Source organism: Lentibacillus sp., assembly GCF_035301925.1.
GTDB lineage: Bacteria > Bacillota > Bacilli > Bacillales > Amphibacillaceae > Lentibacillus.
Genome location: NZ_DATGTI010000168.1, coordinates 1 through 4,601, shown reverse-complemented (window position 1 = coordinate 4,601; position 4,601 = coordinate 1). Strand labels below are relative to the sequence as shown.

Genomic DNA, 4,601 nt, shown 5'->3' with positions numbered 1-4,601 from the left:
AAATGCTCAACCAGATAGCCGGATAATGTCGGCCCGATCGCCGGGGCAAAGGCAATAACCAGACCAAACATACCCATGGCGGAACCACGTTTGTCAATTGGGTAAACAAGCATCAAAATCGTCTGCATCAGCGGCATGATAATCCCTGCACCTGAAGCTTGGATAACCCTTCCCACCATCAACAACGGAAAATTCGGCGCGAATGCACAAATGATGGTTCCTGCTCCGAACAACCCCATTGCTGTGAGGAAGAGACCCCTGGTTGTAAAACGGTTAATCAGCAAGGCTGTTACAGGTATCATAATCCCGTTAACCAACATAAAAATGGATGTTAGCCATTGAGCCGTACTTTCTTCGAGATTCATGTCCGCCATAATTTTCGGCAGCGCGGTTGCCAATAACGTTTGATTCAATATAGCAACAAACGCACCCGATATCAATACGAGCATGAGCGTTGTCCGTTTAGCTCGACTTTGTGGTTGTTGATATTCATGATTTTCCGTCATAAAAGATCCTTCTCTCTATCTATAAATATCCCTTATTCAAGGACTATTTTTATTAAGACATATTCACATAGTCTAGCATAAATCATTCCATTATGGAAGTGCATGCTTTTTTTGACATATTCAACCCCACTATCAATACAGATCCGAACCCCAGCAGCCATATAAGAAACCCTCCACTTTTAAAGATACACCTTGTCCTTCTCTTCTATTCGACAAAACATCAAAAAAACTGCTAATGAAAATTCTGTAACATCGGATATACTGGCTTTCGACTTTTCATGTTTCAAATCGAACCTATTAAGGGAACAGAATACTAAACACTTCAGAATGGAGGCGTTGGCGTGGTGGTAATCGGCATCCGCCGATTACTTTTATTGCAGCATGAAATTTGCTGACATTACTCTTCTGTTGGATTCCTCGCATTTTCTACAGATTTTTTCAGTCTTCAGTCGATTCCACTCCTCTCCGCTTAGTGTATCTTTTCACTTCGAGGATGTGGCGTTCTTAGCCTTTGTTCCTTATTATCAGAGGGGGATGAGGGAATACCCCCTCTGATTGAAGTTTCACATTATTTGGAACTGGCTCTTCCTCAGGATATAATAAATAAAAAGGATGGTTAATGATGTGTTTAATTAATTTTCATTTTCAGGATCATCCGAATTACAAATTAATCATCGCTGCTAACCGGGATGAAATTTATGAGCGTCCCACCGCCCCAGCCCAATTCTGGGACGATAACCCTGACATTCTGGCTGGCAGGGATCTAATCGGAATGGGCACCTGGCTTGGTATTACAAAAAGTGGCCGTGTTGCTGCATTAACCAACTACCGCGATCCCAATGAAGACCGGAGCAATAAAAGATCGCGCGGCCATATTGTCAGGCATTTTCTTGAAAGCAGTATACCGGCTGCTGACTTTTTTACAAAACTGCAAAACGAAAAAGATCTGTATACCGGTTTCAACTTCATTGGCGGAAGTCCTGAACAATTATATTATTACAGCAATATTCAAAATGAAATGTCACAGGTTTCCACAGGCACTCACGGGTTAAGCAACGCGTTTCTAAACACCCCATGGCCGAAAGTCGTAAAAGGTAAAGAAAAACTTGCACAATATGTTAAACAGCATTCGACCATTGAGACCGGGCCGCTTTTCGATATCATTGCCGATGCGGAAAAAGCACCGGATGAGAACCTCCCCGATACCGGTGTTGGCTTGGACCTCGAGCGTAAGCTGTCACCTTTATTCATTAAAACGGACGGGTACGGTACCCGCGCTTCGACAGTTCTGCTTGTGGACCGGAACAATCATGTGACTTTCGTGGAACGGACTTATGACAGAGGAAAATTTGATAATGAGAGCCGTTTCTCGTTCCAGCTTAGTGAAACGTGATTGAGTGTGCTTTTTCAGCGTGTTTTGGTCTGCTATCAGCGCAAGAGCTTCTTCCGGTTCCTGCATGTTATCAGCAAACGCCGGCCGAGAGCGTATAATAAAAGCGGACAACACAACCCGTGCTGTCCGCTATTTTCATTTCCTTATTCATCTTTTTTGTGAATCTTCCGGATCTCATCAGCCACAAATTGCACTTGTGTACCAACGACAACCTGAATATTGTGTTTACCGACAACATTGATGCCGGGAACACCGGTTGCCTTAATTTTGTCCTGATCAACTTTATCCATATCGTTCACTTCAATACGCAAGCGGGACACACAATTGTCAACAGTCAGGACGTTTTCATCTCCGCCAAGACCTTCGTAAATTTTCTCAGCCATAACAGCTGTTTCACCTTCTTCAGCAGCAGGCGCATCTCCGGAACCAGCAGTTTCTGTCCTCGCCTCGTCTTCCTGCACGTCATCATCTTCACGACCCGGTGTCTTCAGATCAAATTTCACAATCAGGAAACGGAAGAGGAAGTAGTAAATAACCGCAAATACAAGTCCCTGCAATATGAGCATGAGCGGCTGATTGGCAATTGGCACACCCAAACTTAAGGTGTAGTCAACCAAGCCGGCACTGAAACTGAAACCAGCCGTCCATTCGAACATCGCCGCAATAGCCAGCGATAAACCTGTCAATGCTGCGTGTACAACATACAATGCAGGTGCCAGGAACATAAATGAAAATTCAAGTGGCTCCGTTACACCGGTTAAAAATGATGCAAAACCGGCAGCCATCATCAGTGAAGCGGCCTGCTTTTTCCGCTTCGACTTAGCGGTATGATACATCGCCAGAGCGGCTGCAGGCAGACCAAACATCATGATTGGGAAGAAACCTGCCTGATAACGGCCGGTGATTCCCTGTACACCTTCACTCGCCCAGAATTTAGCAATATCATTAATTCCGGCAACGTCAAACCAGAAAACCGAGTTTAGCGCGTGATGCAGCCCTGTCGGAATAAGCAAACGGTTAAAGAAACCATATAAGCCCGCGCCTGCAGCACCTAAATCACTAATCCATGTACCAAATGTAACCAGTCCTGAATACACAACCGGCCATACGAAGAATAGAATAGCTGATACAACCATCATGGCGGCAGCACTCATAATCGGAACAAGGCGCTTACCGCTGAAGAAAGCCAAGGCATCAGGCAATCGCACCTGACTGAAACGATTATACATAATAGAAGCAACGATACCTGAAAGAATACCAATAAACACGTTTTCAGTATTTTCAAAAGCTGCGTTGACAGCTCCTTCTTCTATACCTTGCAGCCCTGCAACGCTGCTTACGTTCAATAAATTTGTGATGACCAAAAAGGCTACAAGCCCGCTCAGCCCAGCGGCACCATCCTGTTCCTTTGACATTCCGATGGCGACACCGACCGCAAACAGAATGCCAAGACTGCCAATAATCGCAGTACCACCGTTTGTCAAAAACGTTGCGATTATATTGCCTTCATCGAAATTCAGAATCCAGTTGCCAATACCTATCAGAATCGCTGCAGCCGGCAGTACCGCAACCGGCAGCATCAAGGAACGGCCGAGATTCTGCAAATATTTCATCATAGTTTTTTCCTCCTAACGTATTTTAAAGTTTTAATGGATCCAGTGCCGTTATAAAGTGAACAAATATTAATGCTTGAATTCGTTTACAAAATAAGTCCATAATACATGTCTTATGAATGTGTCCGCAATCGTTCGATATGAAGCGTAATGTATCCCAGCTCTTCATCCGGCAATTGGATGCCGTAAGATTTAGATGCTTCATCCGCTACCTGCTTGGCACATTGGTAAGAAACATCATATTTCTGTTTGATCATCTCAAACATGTCTTTATCCATGACATGACTGTCGTGATGCTTTGCCCGTGTCAAGGCAAACTGAAGATGTGTCACAAGCCGATCATACGATATATCAGCCTCGTCAATAGCAATATTCAAATAGTCCCTGATCCGATTCACCATCGTCTGCACCATCGTGGTCTGCCGCACTGTTTCGTGTATATCACCCCCTCGAATTTTCATCGTATGAATGTATAGGGCGATGAACGCTGCTTCATCAACAGGCATCTCAACCCCAATTTCAGTTTTAATGCGCTCGATCGCCCACAAGCCAATCTCAAACTCCTGCCGGTATAAAACTTTGATTTCGCGAAGCAGCGCGTTTTTCAGCTGGATGCCTTTCTGTTCACGTTCAATCGCAAACGAAATATGATCAGCAAGCTGTACGCGGATATGCTCATTCAGTCCAGTGTTCAGCCGCTGCTCGGCATAATCGATGATTTCCTCTGTTAATGCGAAATGCTCTTCTGGAATCCGTTGCAGGAGCTGCGGCAATTTTTCATTTTCCTTTAACACAAACAGCTTTTCGACTTTTCGCTGGTTTATCACGTCATTCTTCTGCTTGTCAAAGCCCAGCCCGGAGCCGATCGCAATTTTTTCTTCACCCTCATCGATAACAATGACAGCATTGTTATTCAATATCTTCCTGATTTTCATCAGAAAGCACTCCTTTCATACCGGAGATCACTTATCTGATGTGGTGATGATCACGGTTTCTCCGGCCTTTCCTTCTTTATCTTCCGTTACCGTGTACTGCTTTCCCGTTTCCTGTGCATTCGTAATGACAACCGGCGTCACATCACTTGAAGCA

General features: G+C 44.5%; 4 protein-coding genes. 1 reads left to right on the top strand and 3 read right to left on the bottom strand.

Features of this window, described 5'->3' with window-relative positions; genetic code table 11:
• A partial coding sequence (locus tag VK080_RS13895; RefSeq protein WP_324225370.1) for an MFS transporter occupies positions 1–506 on the bottom strand: 506 nt, incomplete at its 3' end.
• Between the two features lie 622 nt (positions 507–1,128).
• On the opposite strand from VK080_RS13895, the gene VK080_RS13890 reads away from it, so the two are divergent.
• Positions 1,129–1,899, top strand: coding sequence for an NRDE family protein (locus VK080_RS13890; protein WP_414672256.1), 771 nt, complete (start codon positions 1,129–1,131; stop codon positions 1,897–1,899).
• 143 nt (positions 1,900–2,042) lie between these two features.
• Here VK080_RS13890 and nagE read toward each other — a convergent pair whose 3' ends face one another.
• Both nagE and VK080_RS13880 read right to left on the bottom strand, forming a co-directional pair.
• Entirely contained in the window at positions 2,043–3,515 is a 1,473-nt protein-coding gene (gene nagE / locus VK080_RS13885; protein ID WP_324225368.1) for an N-acetylglucosamine-specific PTS transporter subunit IIBC, read from the bottom strand.
• A gap of 110 nt (positions 3,516–3,625) precedes the next feature.
• On the bottom strand, positions 3,626–4,447 hold the full coding sequence (locus VK080_RS13880; RefSeq protein ID WP_324225367.1) for a PRD domain-containing protein: 822 nt from the start codon (positions 4,445–4,447) through the stop codon (positions 3,626–3,628).
• Positions 4,448–4,601 lie beyond the last annotated feature (154 nt).

Coding starts and splice junctions, on each gene's coding strand:
- VK080_RS13890 (WP_414672256.1), top strand. CDS start 1,129: ATGTGTTTAATTAATTTTCATTTTCAGGATCATCCGAATTACAAATTA.
- nagE (WP_324225368.1), bottom strand. CDS start 3,515: ATGATGAAATATTTGCAGAATCTCGGCCGTTCCTTGATGCTGCCGGTT.
- VK080_RS13880 (WP_324225367.1), bottom strand. CDS start 4,447: ATGAAAATCAGGAAGATATTGAATAACAATGCTGTCATTGTTATCGAT.